Raw genomic sequence first — 16,947 nt, 5'->3', positions numbered from 1 at the left:
GAGGCCGCATCACCGCTCAAGGTGTTAGCCAGCGTACCGCTGACCCCATCGAGTATCAGTTCAGCACCAGCGGCTGTCAGGTCAACACTGGCATCCGACGTGCCCAGGTTATTGACATCGGTAATGGTTAATACACCACCGGCATTGATATTGTGCTGACCGCTAAAATCATTGGTCCCCTCCAAGGTCACTGCCGCATTGGTGTTGATGGTGCCGTCACCACTGAGTATGTTGGCCAGCGTATCGGCAGCGTTCAGGTTCAAAGTACCCACTACATCAACATCACTGCTACCCAAGGCATCGGCGGCGGTCAAATTGACCGTTGCCAGCGCGGCTATCAGGGTGTCGGTTGCGGTTGTCAAGCCACTGTTGGCCGCGCTCAGAGTCAAGGTACCGCCGTTGATGTTCAAGGCTCCCGCACCGGTCAGGCCACCCACCGCGGTGGAGGTGCCTCCCCCGTTCAGGTTCAGCGTACCGCCGGTGATATCAATCACCCCGGTGTTAGTCAACAACCCGCTATTGGTGAGGATACCGGTACCGACGTTGACCGTACCCTGGTTATCCAGCGCTTTTACCGTTTGGTTAAACGAGTTGCCATTAAACGTACCGGTACTTGCAACCGTCAGCAACAAGGTTTCACCGAAGCCATTGTTGCTCCCAAGTTGTACGGTACCGCCCTGTACTGTGGTACTGCCCTGGTAGAGGTTGTTGCTATTGGTTACCGTCAACGGACTCTGGGTCGCATCAAAAACGATGCCACCAACCCCAGTCAACAGGGCGGTTAATTCTCTGTTGGTGCCAGCGGCTATAATCAACGCACCGCCGTTGCCGGTGTCGGTCAGCAGTTCAATGGCACTCAAGCCATAATTCAGGTACAGACCATCGGCACTGCCGTTCGTGTTGGACAAGGAGTAATTGTAAGTACCATTAGCCACATGGACACTGTTCTGGTTAATCGCTGAAGCGATGCCCGCTGGTGTCACCGCCTGGCCATTAATTTTCAAGCTGAGCCCATCAACCGCGCTTGCTGTGGTGGCAGTGATTAACGTCTCGGTTATGCCCAGGTTTTGGTCGAGAAGAGAGACGCTAGGGGAATCGTTGTTCCATGAACCGCCATTATCCACATTGATCGTACCGCTGTTGGCGGTGAGGTTAACGGTAGAAATGATACTCTCGGCACTTGATAACGGCACGCCACCAGTGAAATTGAGCGTACCACCATCCAGCACCAGATCCTGCAAGGTGGCGGTACTTGGCGTTCCCGGGATACCAACCGTCGTCACACTGCCGGTGGCTAACGTCAGCCCAGCATTCTGCAGAGTGTCGGCGTTGTCCCCTGCCAATGAGAAGGTAGCGTTATTCAGCGTCACATTGCCGGTAAAGGCATTGCCCACTGCAGCGTCAAAGTTGAAAGCACCATTGGTCGTATCGACATTCACCTGCCCGGCACCGGTCAGGGTATTGTTCAGCGTAAAGGCACCGGCGTTGGTGATATTCAAGGTGCTGGTAGCACCATCAACATTCAATATTGTTGAACCGTCCAATGCAGTAAGACTGTCAATGGTCAGTGTCGAGGCGGTATTAATATCCAACAAGCCCGTAAAGCCAGAGGCATTGCTATTATTTCTCAGATCGATATCGCTGTTGTTCAGCACCCAACTCCCTGCGCCTTCGATAACATTACCCAACGAGGTCAAGGCACCGCCTTCAAAGGCGTTAAAGTTAAGGGTACTGCCATTGGCGATCCTGACACTGCCATCACCCAGGTTGGCATTCTGCGACACACTCAGTGTGCTGTTGCCCACCAGATCAAATAGCCCGGTAAACAGCGTATTGCTACCGGTCAGAGTGGTGTTGGCATTATTCGTCAGTTGTACCGTTGAGGCCGCATCACCGCTTAAGGTGTTGGCTAAGGTGTCAACCACACCATCGATTATCAGTTCAGCGCCAGCAACAGTGAGATCGACACTGGCTGCCGAGGTACCCAAATTATTGACATCGGTAATGGTTAATACACCACCGGCATTGATATTGTGCTGACCGCTAAAATCATTGGTCCCCTCCAAGGTCACTGCCGCATTGGTGTTGATGGTGCCGTCACCACTGAGAATGTTGGCCAGCGTATCGGCAGCGTTCAGGTTCAAAGTACCCACTACATCAACGTCACCGCTACCCAAGGCATCGGCAGCAGTCAAATTGACCGTTGCCGGAGCCGCTATCAAGGTATCTGCTGACAGGCTACTATTGGCGGCACTCAGGGTTAATGTGCCGCCATTAACGTTCAATGCACCGCCACCAGTAAGACCACCGGTTCCGCTAGAGGTACCGCCATTGGTTATATTCAGTGTGCCATTAGCCAGATTAACCACACCGGCATTACTCAGTGCAGTAACGGTTTGTTCATGCCCCGCCAGATTCACGGTGCCCAGTGCAGCAACATCAAGTAACGAGGTGCCACCCAGGGAATTATCCGCTCCCAAGGTCAAACTGCCCGCATTAACCGTGGTCGCGCCGGTATAATCGTTTGTACTATTGCTGATGGTCATGGCGACGTTATCTGAACCAATCGCCAGACTACCCGAACCGGTTACTTTTGCTGTCAACGTGGTGTTGGTGGCGCCATTGGAGGTCAACGTCAGGGTTTGAGTATCCTGTAAATCCAGTTGGGTCAGTTGTTTATTGACCTTCAACCCCGTACCGCTGGTCAGATCAAAGTCGTAGGTATTAATGGAAACGAATTGGCTATTCTGTTGATAATTTACGTTAGCCCCACCAAGCAGGCTATTGCCTGACAAGTCTTGTAATTGGAGCCTCGCTAAATCAGCACCAGAAAGTGTATTACTGCTTTGTACCAACGCAGTTGCGCTACCTGCGTTAAGATCCAACAAATTACCTGACGTCAGTAACGTAGTATCTACTTTAATAATCGAATCACCGGATACTGTGATTAACCCCGACCCATTACCCCCGCCGGTGCTGATCAGATTGCCCGCAGCAAACTGCAGCGTACCGCCGTTCAACACCAGATTACCGACATTGTTTGTTCCGGCATCCATGGTGATCAAGCCACCGACAGAATCACGCAACGTCGCATTATTCAGCACATTAGGGCTCAGTGAGGATAAATTTAATGTCCCTGTACTGATATCAACAATACCAGTAAATGCATTACCGACAGTGGCACCAAAATTAAACACACCGGCAGTATTGCTAATATTCAACAAACCGTTGCCAGTCAAGACATTGGTCAATGTCCCGTTACTTTGAAGGTTCAAGACGCCATTCAAGCCGACGGCTGCAGTACCGAGTTGGTTGAATGCACTGGCATTCAATGTACCTGATGAATCAATCAACCAATTACCGGTAAGGGTGTTAGCGCCACTTAAGATAACATTAGCGCCTGATTGAACTTCGGCATCCCCTGCGCCGGTCAATACTGCGGTAAAGCCACCGTTATAGGTGCTACCAAACAGCAGTTTATTACCCGTAGCGACATTGACGTTACCACTGGCGATATTGTTAACATAGCCGAGGGTAATATTGGAGCTATTGGTCAGGTTAATGTTGGTGAAGTTTTGTAACTGCGTAACATTATCTAAGCTACGAGTAGAGTTATTAAAGTTCAGAGTGTTAGTGCCGATGCCAGCGTTAAGGTTACCTAACGAAGTGGTGCTAGCATTGGTCAAGTTATAAATATTGAAGGTATCATTACCCGCACCAGTATTAATGATATTATTGGTAGCACCATCGTAGATATTAACGATATTGGCACCCGCCCCCAAATCAATAATACCGTTGCTGACCGACCCGTTATTGAGCGTCAGCGTATCCACACCCGTGCCACTGGTCAGTGAGCCCAAGGTGCCATTATTGGTAATAGTGTTACCACTATTTCCCATGGTGACACTGCCACTGATAAACCCGTTATTGGTCAGTGTTTCGGCGATGCTGTTATTAAAGGTTATCGCTGAAGCACCACCACTGGCATTAATATGCATATTAGGGCCAACAATAATGGATCCCCCTGTTGCCCCTGAAGTGGAAATCCCGGTGGCAGCCGCATTATTAACATTAATATCAAGATAGGCGTTAGTAAAATCCAAAGAGACGGTTGAACTGATCCCGGTAGCGGCACTGCTCCCAGTCAGGTTGATGGCATTGTTCGCTGTACCTGATTGGAAATTGAACCCTGCCAGACTAGTAAACACCGTACCAGCAATGGCATTAAATTGGGTGTTACTGAGGTTAACTGTTGCCGATGCCCCCTTGGTTATTGCCGCCCCAGTGCCATTGAGGTTAAAGATTGTCCCGGTCAATGACTGGGTACCGGCGTTAGATGCACCGATGGCCAAACCCACCGCACTACCGGTAGTGGTGATAGTCCCGTTGCTCAATACAAGAACGACGTTATTATCCAGCGTAATACCATTACCGGCAGTGGCATTGATAGTCCCGCCGGTGCTATCCACAGTGACTAACTTACCCGCAGCGCTACCGGTTAAGGCGATACCTGCACCAGCACTGTTGTTGATCACTCCACTGTTGAAAAGATTGACTGTACCCGTACCGTTATGGGCCAACGCCACCCCAGCAGTAGTGCTGTTAATGGTCCCGGCGTTGGTCACCTTCACCACGCGAGTGCCTGTATCGGTGACCGTAATCCCAGTGGCTTTTCTGATAACGCCACCAACATCATTAAGCACTACCACATTACCGGATGTGCCAGCGCTGACGTTAATACCACTACCCGCAGTCACATTGGTGGTACCATCAGAAATCGTTCCCGCAGAACGGATATAAATCCCGCCGGTACCGGTGGTTTTAGTAGCAAGAATACCATCATAGCCTGCGTTATTAGCTACTACGAGACTGGAGCCGGTGCCCAGATTATAAATCACATCGCGGGTTGAGGCCTGACCATTGTAGATAAAGGAACCCGTAGTACTGCTGGCATTACTGATAGCATCCCCCGCTTGGTTATTCATATTGATAACCGCTCCCGCACCAAACTGCCCAAGGCCGATATCATATGAACCTATCTCTACCCCATAGTTAGCAAGCCCTAACGGGTTTTGCCCCGTAATAGCAAACGAGACCTTGGCACCATCATCAATCAAGAAATTATAGGAGCCAGCCGTATTAGCCTTAACACCTGGACCATTAGTCAACCAGTTACCGGTAATATTGACATCCGCCGTGCTGGTAAAATGGAGCACACTATTAGCGGCGGTGCCATTGCTCCAGAACACCGCAGGGTAGTTAGCACTGGGGATACCATTTAAATCATAATTACCGTTTAATGTTATATTACTGCCTAAGATAGATTGGCGATAGGTTCCCAAAGTCAAGGTAATCAGTTGATTGAAATTACCCAGTATAACCGGGCTATTGTTGTCTGCTAACCCGGCACCATCAGCCCCCATCGCCACCATTTTACCATCAGGTACCGTGTTAATATTATCCAGTGTTACCGCCAATCGGGTGCTGGCATCTTGGACATAAACGATATGCGCTGTAGTACCGTCAACAACAGGCGATGTTGAGGTGATATCGCCAAAATTGACCAGTTTAAAGGTGGCATTCTGTCCAGCCCAAGCACTATTGTTGGTCGTCCCGTTGTCCATCTTAAAACCATTACTACCAATTTTTAGGTTATACCCCCCACCATCAATCACCAGGTCTCGCCTGGCGTTGGTCGCTTGGTTGACGGTGATACCAGTAGAATAAAGTGCGGTCAGATCGATATTGGCAGTTAACAGAATGGTGGTGGCAGTACTACCCGTTCCGCTAGCACTTAATGCGGTGTTCAACGCTGACGCTGTTGCCACCTTCACACAGGTGGTGGGAGCCGCATCACATTCAGCGACCGTAATAGCATAGGCACTATTGTAAATAGCCAGGGAGGAGAACAAGGATAGGGCTATCGCGCTATTTTTAAATAATTTATTGGTTTTCGCGATGCCTTGCTGGCCTTGATGAGCACGGCTACTGTGACTGGCAGTTTTCTGCTTGGTGTTAGCCAGTTCACTGACCACCACCCAAAGTTGTAACGCCGCATTCCAGATCACTCGATAAACCTTGTTCATATTCATCCCTCAATTTAGGTGCAACAGTCAGTTAACACCATTGGTGTCTTGCTGTAGGCTTGAAAAACTCGGTACTCAACCCCATTCAAGTTACCGCCAAACGGTAAAATGAAAACTAATTAAGCACCCAAAAGATAGCCTGCTACGTGGTTGGGACATTGCTCACAGCCAATACTCTGGCAGCTTGAATGATCACAGGATACTTAAAGCCTAGTTCGGTGCTGTTAAAAAGCAAGCACCCCACTGGCGTTGGTAAAATAATTCTCATTGCAATTTTCCGAACCTTGGCTAGCTAGCTGATAATTCCTCCATATTTCCTTCATTCTTCAGCGGCAACCTCTGGCTAAACTAGTATGATGTAAGCATTATCATTGCTGGCAAATGATTGCCTGTACGCCTGCCCCGGGAGAGAGTGTTCTACACCATGAAAGTAAACCTCAAGCACCTGTCAGTGATTGTTATCGTGGTTATTGCCGCCGTCTTTATCTGGCGTCACTACTATTCCTCACCAAATCCTGCGTCACAGAACCCATCTTCACCGAGCCCAGCCCGACAGACTGCCGATAGCGCACCAAGTGCTGGCCCACAGGGTGCCAGTGGTAGAAGCGGTGGCAGGCGTAGTGCTCCCATGCCGCCTGTGCAGGCCGCCACTGCGACACAGCAAACCATGCCACGCTTTCTCTCTGGGTTAGGTACCGCCACCGCGGCCAATACCGTTACCGTCACCAGCCGGGTTGACGGCCAACTGATGGCTATTCACTTCACTGAGGGGCAGCAAGTGAAAGCCGGTGATTTACTGGTTGAGATTGACCCGCGCCCATACCAGGTGCAATTGACCCAAGCCTTGGGGCAACTGGCCAAAGATCAGGCAACCTTGGCAAATGCCAAACAGGATTTGGCCCGCTACCAGCAGTTGATCAAAAACAACCTGATATCGCGCCAGGATCTGGACACCCAACTCTCGCTGGTGCGCCAGAGCGAAGGGGCCATCAAGGCTGGTCAAGGGGCGGTGGACAGTGCCAAACTGCAAATCACCTATAGCCAGATTACCGCACCGATTGATGGCCGCGTTGGCCTCAAGCAGGTGGATGTAGGTAACTATATTGCCAGCGGTAACAGCACCAACATCGTGGTGATTACGCAAACGCATCCGATTGATGTGGTGTTCACACTGCCAGAAAGCGATATCGCGGATTTAGTCAAAGCACAGAAAGCGGGCCCGGTGAGCGTTGAAGCCTGGGACCGCACCAATCAGCAGCAGTTGGCCAGCGGCTGGCTATTAAGCCTGGATAACCAGATTGATACCGCCACCGGCACCATCAAACTGAAAGCGCGCTTTGATAACCAAGATGACGCACTGTTTCCGAACCAGTTTGTTAATGCCAGGCTGCAGGTAGATACCCTGCATAACGCGGTGGTGATCCCCACCGCAGCACTGCAAATGGGCAATGAAGGCCATTTCGTTTGGATACTGGGTGAAGAGAATAAAGTCAGTAAGCATCGCGTCACGGCAGGTATACAAGACAAACAGCAAGTGGTGATCACTGATGGGGTCAAGGTAGGTGAACGCGTGGTGACTGACGGTATTGATCGTCTGAGCGAAGGGATGCAAGTCGAAGTGGTGATGCCACAGCAAGCGTCCGCTTCAACCGCCCCCCACCCGCAACAGCACGGTAAAGCGCAAGGTAAACCCTGATGCAGCCAATCTCGCCTCATTCAGCAGGCGGGCCTTCCCGCCTGTTTATCCTGCGCCCGGTCGCCACCACACTGTTTATGGTGGCGATCATGCTGGCGGGTATTATCGGTTATCGTTTCTTGCCGGTGTCATCCCTGCCCGAAGTGGACTACCCCACCATTCAAATCGTGACGCTCTACCCCGGAGCCAGCCCGGATGTGGTGACTTCTGCCATCACCGCCCCCTTGGAACGGCAGTTCGGGCAGATGTCGGGGCTCAAGCAAATGGCGTCACAAAGTTCCGGTGGTGCCTCAGTCATTACATTGCAATTTCAGCTTGAACTACCGCTGGATATCGCTGAGCAGGAAGTACAGGCCGCTATTAATGCCGCCAACAATCTGTTACCCAATGACCTGCCTTACCCACCGATTTACAGCAAGGTCAACCCGGCGGATCCACCGATCCTCACGTTGGCAGTGACCGCCAGCGCCCTCCCCATGCCCCAGGTGCAGGACATGGTGGAAACGCGGATTGCACAAAAGATATCGCAAGTGAGCGGTGTCGGGTTGGTCACGCTTTCCGGTGGCCAACGCCCAGCGGTACGGGTCAAACTCAACCCCAACGCCGTCGCCGCTTATGGACTAAGTAGTGATTCCATCCGCACCCTCATCGGCAATGCTAACGTCAACTCCGCCAAAGGCAGCCTCGATGGCCCAACCCGTTCAGTCACCTTATCCGCCAACGATCAGATGAAAACGGTAGCCGACTATCAACAACTGATTGTCGCCTATAAGAATGGTGCCGCTATTCGTCTGCAGGATATCGCCACCATCGAACAAGGAGCAGAGAATAACCGCCTGGCGGCCTGGGCCAATCAAGTACCCGCTATTGTGCTGAATATTCAGCGGCAACCCGGGGTGAACGTACTGACCACCGCCGACAGCATCCGTAGCATGTTGCCGGAGTTGATCAAAAGCCTGCCGAAATCGGTGGATGTTAAGGTACTGACGGATCGCACCACCACTATCCGGGCTTCAGTCAGTGACGTGCAGTTTGAGTTATTCTTGGCGGTCGCCCTGGTTATCATGGTGATCTACGTCTTTCTGCGCAATATTCCTGCCACCATCATTCCCAGCATCGCGGTGCCCCTTTCTCTGGTGGGGACCTTTGCTGCCATGCATTTCCTCGGTTTTTCCATCAACAACCTGACCTTGATGGCACTGACCATTGCCACTGGTTTTGTGGTGGATGATGCCATCGTGGTGATCGAAAACATTTCACGCTATATCGAAAAAGGCGAAAAGCCCCTTGATGCGGCGCTAAAAGGGGCCGGAGAGATCGGCTTTACCATTATTTCCTTAACCTTTTCCCTGGTGGCGGTGTTGATCCCGCTGTTGTTTATGGGGGATATCGTGGGCCGCCTGTTCCGTGAGTTTGCCGTAACACTGGCGGTGGCGATCCTGATTTCTGCCGTAGTGTCACTGACGTTAACGCCGATGATGTGCGCACGCATGCTCAGCCATGAATCATTGCGCAAACAAAACCGTTTCTCCCGCGCTTCTGAACGTTTTTTTGAACGGGTCATCGCCCGCTACGGTGTGTGGCTGAAAGTCGTGCTGAATCACCCTTGGCTCACCCTCGGGGTGGCACTCAGCACCCTGGTATTGACGGTTTTACTCTATCTGTTGATCCCCAAAGGGTTCTTCCCGGTACAGGATAACGGCATCATTCAAGGGACGCTGGAAGCCCCGCAAAGCGTGTCGTTCAGTAATATGGCTGAACGCCAGCAACAGGTGGCTGCCGAGATCCTGAAAGACCCTGCGGTAGAGAGCCTGACTTCCTTTGTTGGTATCGATGGCAGTAACGCGACCTTGAACAGCGGTCGTTTGCAAATCAATCTCAAACCGTTGAGTGAACGGAGTGAACGCATTCCTGCCATCATTACCCGTCTGCAACAACGAATGGCACAACTTCCTGGCGTTACGCTCTATCTACAACCAGTACAAGACCTGACTATCGACACCCAGGTAAGCCGCACGCAATACCAATTCACCTTGCAAGCCACCTCACTGGATGAACTGAACCAGTGGGTCCCCAAATTGATGGCACAGTTACAGTTGGCCCCGCAACTGACTGATGTCACCAGTAACTGGCAAAACCAAGGGCTAGTAGCTTATGTGAATGTTGATCGTGACTCGGCCTCGCGCCTGGGCATTACCATGAGCGATGTGGACAACGCACTCTATAACGCCTTTGGCCAACGGCTGATCTCCACCATTTATACCCAGGCTAATCAGTATCGGGTGGTGCTGGAACACGATGTCAGTAGTACGCCGGGGTTGGCGGCATTAAATGATATCCGCCTGACCAGCAGCAATGGGGCCACCGTCCCCTTGAACAGCATTGCCAAAATAGAAGAACGCTTCGGGCCACTGTCCATCAACCATCTTGATCAGTTCCCGTCAGCCACTATCTCGTTTAACGTCGCGGGTCGTTATTCATTGGGTGAAGCGGTAGCGGCCATTACCTTGGCTGAGAAAAACCTCAATTTACCCAGGGAGATCACCACCCAGTTTCAAGGGGCGACCCTGGCATTCCAGGCAGCACTGGGTAGCACTCTCTGGCTGATTCTGGCGGCGGTGGTGGCGATGTATATCGTGTTAGGCGTGCTGTATGAGAGCTTTATTCACCCGATCACCATTCTCTCTACCCTGCCCACTGCCGGGGTGGGGGCGTTGCTGGCACTGATGGTGTCCGGGAATGAGCTGGATGTGATTGCCATTATCGGCATCATTCTGTTGATCGGTATTGTGAAAAAGAACGCCATCATGATGATCGACTTCGCGCTGGCGGCGGAACGTGAGCAAGGGATGACGCCCTATGATGCCATCTATCAAGCCTGCTTACTGCGTTTCCGCCCCATTCTGATGACCACCTTAGCGGCCTTGCTGGGGGCATTACCACTGATGCTCAGCACCGGTGTTGGGGCAGAGCTGCGCCGCCCCCTGGGGGTTTGTATGGTAGGCGGGCTAATTATGAGTCAACTCCTGACCCTGTTTACCACCCCGGTGATCTACCTGCTGTTTGATAAGTTGGCACGTAACACTCGCCAGCCAGTGGATACGCAGGAGTTATCGTGAAATTCTTCGCCCTGTTTATTCACCGGCCGGTGGCAACCACCTTACTGACGCTGGCTATCACTCTCGCTGGCGTACTGGGTTTCCGGCTGTTGCCCGTCGCGCCGTTACCACAAATAGATTTGCCGGTGATCTCAGTGAGCGCCAGCTTACCGGGTGCCGACCCGGAAACTATGGCCACCTCAGTGGCCACCCCACTGGAGCGAGCGCTGAGCCGTATTGCCGGGGTCAATGAAATGACCTCAATGAGTTCACTGGGTAGTACCCGGGTGATTTTGCAGTTCGACCTCGACCGCGATATCAATGGTGCCGCCCGTGACGTGCAAGCGGCAATTAATGCTGCGCAAAGCCTGTTACCTAGCGGTATGCCAAGCCGACCCACTTACCGTAAAATAAACCCGTCCGATGCCCCCATCATGATCCTGACGCTCACGTCGGATACTTACAACCAAGGGCAACTCTATGACTTCGCCTCGACGAAATTAGCACAAAAAATTGCCCAGACCGAAGGGGTGGGTGATGTGTCAGTGGGCGGCAGTTCCTTACCGGCAGTGCGCGTTGAACTCAACCCTGGCGCGCTATTCAACCAGGGAATCTCCCTGGATTCGGTGCGAAATACCATCGCTAATGCCAATGTGCGCCGCCCACAGGGAGCAGTGGATGCTCAACAGCAACGCTGGCAAATTCAGGCCAACGATGAGCTAAAAACTGCCGCCGCTTATCAACCACTGGTGATCCACTATGCCAATGGTGCAGCAGTACGCCTGAGCGATGTGGCTAACGTTATCGATTCGGTACAGGATGTGCGCAACGCCGGGATGACTAACGCCCAACCCGCCATTATCCTCACGGTGACCCGCTCGCCCGATGCCAATATTATTGAAACCGTGGATCGTATCCGTGCTGAACTGCCCGCATTGCGCGAAAATATTCCGGCTTCGATTAAACTGGATATTGCTCAAGATCGCTCCCCCACCATCCGCGCCTCCTTGGCTGAAGTAGAACGAGCCTTGGTGATTGCCATTGGCCTGGTGATCCTGGTGGTGTTTATTTTCCTGCGTTCGGGGCGCGCTACCCTAATCCCCGCTGTCGCTGTGCCAGTATCATTAATTGGCACCTTCGCCGCCATGTATCTGTGTGGTTTCAGTTTAAACAACCTGTCACTGATGGCACTGACTATCGCCACCGGCTTTGTGGTGGATGATGCCATCGTGGTACTGGAAAATATCTCGCGCCATATTGAAGCCGGTATGAAGCCCTTTAACGCCGCATTACAAGGGGTGCGCGAAGTGGGTTTTACCGTGCTTTCCATGAGCATCTCGCTGGTAGCGGTGTTTATTCCGTTGCTGTTTATGGGGGGGCTACCCGGCAGGCTGTTCCGCGAATTTGCCGTAACCCTGTCAGTATCTATCGGTATTTCACTACTGATATCACTGACCTTAACCCCGATGATGTGTGCCTACCTACTACGCTATCAACCTCAGCGCGAACCACGGCGAGCAAGGGGTTTTGGCCGCCTATTAATTGCTTTGCAACAGGGTTATGGCCGTTCGCTCAACTGGGTACTGGGTCATTCACGCTGGGTGCTGGTGCTCTTTTTGGCCACCATTGCCCTTAACATCTGGCTCTATATCAATATCCCGAAGACCTTTTTCCCTGAACAGGATACGGGCCGTTTGATAGGGAACATCCAGGCAGACCAGAGTATCTCGTTTCAGGCGATGCGTCTTAAGTTGCAGGATTTTATGAAAATTGTGCGCGATGACAAAGATGTGGATAACGTCACAGGCTTCACCGGTGGTGCCCGAACCAACAGCGGTTCAATGTTTATTTCCCTTAAACCGCTGTCAGAACGCAGTGACACCGCACAACAGGTGATCGCCCGCTTACGAGCCAAACTGGCAAAAGAGCCAGGGGCCAGTCTGTTTTTAATGGCAGTGCAAGATATTCGTACTGGTGGGCGGCAGTCTAACGCCAGCTACCAGTATACCTTGCTGGCAGATGACCTTGGTGAGCTGCGCCAATGGGAGCCTAAAGTACGTACTGCCCTCGCTGCCCTGCCAGAACTGGCCGATATCAACTCTGATCAACAGGATAAAGGGTCAGAAATGGACCTGACATATGATCGCGAAACCATGTCGCGGTTAGGCATCTCCATCAGTGATGCAAACAACTTGTTGAACAACGCTTTCGGCCAGCGCCAGATTTCCACCATTTATCAACCTTTAAACCAATACAAGGTGGTGATGGAGGTTGCGCCGCCTTACACCCAGGATGTCAGTGCGCTGGAAAAAATGTTTGTGATTAACAATAGCGGCCAGGCGATCCCTCTTTCTTACTTCGCCAAGTGGCGGCCCGCTAATTCACCGCTGGCGGTAAATCATCAAGGGTTGTCGGCAGCTTCCACCATCTCGTTCAACCTGCCTGAGGGCGGGAACCTGTTAGAGGCGACAACCGCTATCGAGCGCACCATGACCCAGCTTGGGGTTCCGCCGACTATTCGGGGTACTTTTGCCGGCACCGCGCAACTGTTTCAGCAGACCTTGAGTTCACAACTGTTCCTGCTCTTTGCCGCCATTGCGACGGTATATATCGTGCTGGGGATGCTGTATGAAAGCTATATTCATCCGTTGACGATTCTGTCTACTTTACCCTCCGCCGGGGTCGGTGCCTTGTTGGCATTAGAACTGTTTGGGGCGCCGTTCAGCCTAATTGCCTTAATCGGTATTATGTTGCTGATTGGCATAGTGAAGAAGAATGCCATTATGATGGTGGATTTTGCACTGACAGCCCAACGTAAGGAGGGCGTCGACGCACGACAAGCGATTTTCCAGGCCAGTTTGATACGTTTCCGGCCGATTATGATGACCACTCTGGCCGCGCTGTTTGGCGCATTACCCCTGGTACTTGCCAGCGGCGATGGAGCTGAATTACGCCAACCCCTGGGCATCACCATCGTGGGTGGTTTAGTGATGAGCCAATTACTGACGCTCTATACCATACCGGTGATTTATCTGTACTTTGATCGCTTACAGATGACATTGCGCCATGGCAAGAAACTGACGCCTCTACCAGATTAACCAGCGGTTGCCTAATAGACAGCAGCAAGATGAAAGACAACGAGTATTGCTCTATGAATTTCAAGTTGCGGCTAGGCGGCAAACGAGTAAGACCCCAGGAGCATAGTCCACTATGTGACTGGGGCGCGCTCGTGCAGCCAACAACGCAGCGGTTTGAAATACGACGAGCATTGAGATGAACACCAAACAACCTACATCAGTAAAATGGCAACTATGGATTGTGGCATTCGGCTTCTTTATGCAGGCGCTGGATACCACCATCGTCAATACCGCACTGCCCTCTATGGCCGCCAGCCTGGGGGAAAACCCATTGCGCATGCAATCGGTGGTGGTTTCCTATGTGCTAACCGTCGCGGTGATGTTGCCAGCCAGCGGTTGGCTGGCAGATAGAGTAGGCGTCAAATGGGTGTTGTTCAGCGCGATTATCCTCTTCACCTTGGGTTCATTATTCTGTGCCCGTGCAGAAACGTTGAATGAACTGGTGATGTTCCGGGTCATACAAGGTATCGGCGGTGCGATGATGGTGCCCGTTGGCCGGTTGACCGTGATGAAAATTGTCCCCCGGGATCAGTATATGGCGGCGATGACCTTCGTCACTATCCCCGGGCAGATTGGGCCGTTAATGGGCCCGACGCTGGGGGGATTTTTAGTGCAATATGCCAGTTGGCACTGGATATTTCTCATCAACATTCCGGTTGGCATCATTGGGGCCATCGCGACCCTGTTATTTATGCCTAACTACCGCATGAAAACTCGCCGTTTTGATATTGGTGGTTTTATGATGTTGGCGTTCGGTATGTCTACCCTGACGCTAGCGCTTGATGGTCACAAAGGCATGGGGCTTTCCCTCACCACTATCGCCATGTTGGTTGTGGGCGGTTGTGTCGCCTTGATGAGCTACTGGTGGCATGCTAAAGGCAACAGTCGGGCGCTGTTTCCGCTGCGGCTGTTTAAAACACCCACCTATCGAATCGGTCTGAACAGTAGCCTGTTAGCACGTATTGGCAGCGGGATGATACCCTTTATGACCCCACTGTTTCTCCAGGTCGGTATGGGGTTCTCACCTTTTCATGCTGGGCTGATGATGATCCCGATGATTATCGGCAGTATGGGGATGAAGCGGATTGTGGTGCGGGTCGTCAACCGTTTGGGTTATCGTCATGTGCTGATCGCCACCACCCTAATGCTGGCCTTCATCACCTTGTGTTTGCCGTTAATCGCCATGCTTGGCTGGTTTTATCTGCTACCGGTGTTTCTATTCTGCCAAGGGATGGTCAGCGCCCTGCGTTTCTCTGCCATGAATACCCTGACTCTGAAAGATCTGCCCAATCGCCTGGCCAGCAGTGGCAATAGCCTGCTGTCCATGGTGATGCAACTCTCCATGAGCCTGGGCGTCAGTATTTCAGGTATTCTGGTGGGCAGCTTTGCTCACCACCAGGTGGTTGCCAACAGTCCCGAAATCCACCAAGCCTTTATTTATAGCTATGGTTGTATGGCACTGATTATAGCGCTGGCCGCACTGGCTTTCGCCCGGGTACCCGCCGATACCACCGTTAACCGCCAGTTGAACAGCCGCTCAACGAGGACACCATGAAAATTGGCATCACCGGAAAGCTGTTTATGGGGATCTTAGCCACCTGTATGTTGGTGTTGATCACCATGCATTGGGGCGTTCGTATCAGCTTTGAACGTGGTTTTATCGACTACATCAAGCGCGGAAATGAACAACGCCTGACCCTGCTCAGTTACGCCCTGGAAGATCAATATCACCTCCACGGTAGTTGGGCATTCCTGCGCAATAAAGATCAATCGGTATACCAGATTATGCGCGCGTTTCAGCAAAATAGTGACAACAGTAGCAACCTGCCACCACAAGGTTGGCGAACTCAGTTCTGGGTCGTGGATAGTCAGTATCAGCGCTTAATCGGTCACTCAGGGCAGATTCCCAAAGATAGCCCCCGTTACCCGATCCGTTACAACGATCAGATCGTCGGTTGGGTCATCGCCACGCCCATCGAACGGATGACGCGCGATGCAGATATCAACTTTGATCGTCAACAGCAGCGCACCAGTTGGCTTATCGTTGGGCTCTCGACCTTGCTGGCTGCAGCAGTGACCTGGTTGATGTCTCGTGGCTTGTTGGCTCCCGTCAAACGGTTGGTGTCGGGAACACACCAATTGGCTGCAGGTGATTTCAGCACCCGCGTCACCGTAAACAGCCAGGACGAATTAGGCCGCTTGGCACAAGACTTCAACCAGCTGGCCATCTCATTAGAGAATAACGAAAAAATGCGGCGGGAATTTATGGCCGATATCTCCCATGAGTTACGCACCCCATTAGCGGTGCTGCGTGGGGAACTGGAAGCATTACAGGATGGTGTTCGCCAGCCAACCCCCGCGTCACTAAGCTCACTGCAAGCAGAGGTATCCACGCTAACCAAACTGGTGGATGACCTATACCAGCTTTCTCTTTCCGATCGCGGTGCCCTTGCCTACCGTAAATTACCCGTCGACGGTGTGCATTTGGTGCAAATCGCCGTGGCGGCCTTCCGTGAACGCTTTCAGGCCAAACAGTTGCAAATCATCACCCATCTGCCCACCGAGGCCCCGCTGTTTGGTGATCCAGACCGCCTTAATCAGTTATTCAACAACTTGCTGGAAAATAGCCTGCGCTATACCGATGCGGGCGGCAAACTGGAGATCACCATTGAATGCTTGCCAGGATGGGTACGGATGTCTTGGCAAGACAGCGCACCAGGGATGAGAGATCAACAACTGGCGCGTATCTTTGAACGTTTTTACCGCGCGGAAGGATCCCGTAACCGTGCCAGTGGCGGTTCTGGGTTAGGACTCGCCATTTGCCAGAATATTGTCGAAGCCCACGGGGGAAAGATAAATGCACAACACTCGCCTTTCGGTGGTGTGGGCATTACAGTAGACCTTCCCTATACCGGTGAATAACAAGGTAT

Annotated in this window: 6 protein-coding genes; 5 read left to right on the top strand and 1 reads right to left on the bottom strand. The window is 52.1% G+C overall.

Features of this window, described 5'->3' with window-relative positions; genetic code table 11:
- Window positions 1-6,086 (bottom strand): ESPR-type extended signal peptide-containing protein (locus IO95_RS22450; protein WP_255351369.1); only part of this gene is annotated, 6,086 nt, incomplete at its 3' end.
- Between the two features lie 424 nt (window positions 6,087-6,510).
- Between IO95_RS22450 and IO95_RS22445 the strand changes: the two genes are divergently transcribed.
- The 5 genes from IO95_RS22445 to baeS all read left to right on the top strand — a co-directional run bounded on the left by IO95_RS22445 (window position 6,511) and on the right by baeS (window position 16,939).
- Entirely contained in the window at window positions 6,511-7,782 is a 1,272-nt protein-coding gene (locus IO95_RS22445) for an MdtA/MuxA family multidrug efflux RND transporter periplasmic adaptor subunit (protein WP_023492649.1), read from the top strand.
- Window positions 7,782-10,901, top strand: a complete 3,120-nt coding sequence (locus IO95_RS22440) for an MdtB/MuxB family multidrug efflux RND transporter permease subunit (RefSeq protein ID WP_023492648.1) — start codon at window positions 7,782-7,784, stop codon at window positions 10,899-10,901. Before IO95_RS22445 ends, IO95_RS22440 begins: the two co-directional genes overlap by 1 nt.
- Window positions 10,898-13,978 (top strand): multidrug efflux RND transporter permease subunit MdtC, encoded by a 3,081-nt coding sequence (mdtC, locus tag IO95_RS22435; protein WP_023492647.1) that lies wholly within the window; start codon window positions 10,898-10,900, stop codon window positions 13,976-13,978. The genes IO95_RS22440 and mdtC overlap by 4 nt, the downstream gene beginning before the upstream one ends.
- 175 nt (window positions 13,979-14,153) lie before the next feature.
- Window positions 14,154-15,572, top strand: coding sequence for a multidrug transporter subunit MdtD (gene mdtD, locus IO95_RS22430; protein WP_023492646.1), 1,419 nt, complete (start codon window positions 14,154-14,156; stop codon window positions 15,570-15,572).
- Complete coding sequence (baeS, locus tag IO95_RS22425) at window positions 15,569-16,939, top strand: two-component system sensor histidine kinase BaeS (RefSeq protein ID WP_023492645.1); 1,371 nt, start codon at window positions 15,569-15,571, stop codon at window positions 16,937-16,939. Before mdtD ends, baeS begins: the two co-directional genes overlap by 4 nt.
- The last annotated feature ends 8 nt before the right edge of the window (window positions 16,940-16,947 follow it).

The sequence above is a fragment of the Serratia sp. DD3 genome (genome assembly GCF_000496755.2).
This window is presented reverse-complemented; position numbering and strand designations above follow the sequence as displayed.